The sequence below is a fragment of the Pseudomonas sp. IT-P176 genome, from assembly GCF_949767245.1.
GTDB lineage: Bacteria > Pseudomonadota > Gammaproteobacteria > Pseudomonadales > Pseudomonadaceae > Aquipseudomonas.
Genome location: NZ_CATKPN010000015.1, coordinates 1 through 245, shown reverse-complemented (window position 1 = coordinate 245; position 245 = coordinate 1). Strand labels below are relative to the sequence as shown.

Below are 245 nucleotides of genomic sequence, written 5' to 3'. Positions count from 1 at the left end.
CGGCAGTTGTCCTGCACGTAAGGGCAGCGTGGCGACAGCAGGCAACCCTGCGGGCGGTCGTAACGGCCGGGAACGATACCCGGCAGCGTGGCCAGGCGCGATTCGCCCAGGCTGTGCTCCGGAATCGCCTTGAGCAGGGCTTCGCTGTACGGGTGCGCGGGAATGTCGAACAGCTGCGGCACCTGGCCGACTTCCACCGCTTGGCCGGCGTACATCACGCACACGCGCTGGGCGGTTTCGGCGAC

At 68.6% G+C, this 245-nt stretch carries 1 protein-coding gene; it reads right to left on the bottom strand.

Annotation, left to right across the window (positions count from 1 at the left end; translation table 11 throughout):
• A partial coding sequence (locus tag ACM6IP_RS00940) for an oligopeptide/dipeptide ABC transporter ATP-binding protein (protein ID WP_414860729.1) occupies positions 1-245 on the bottom strand: 245 nt, incomplete at both ends.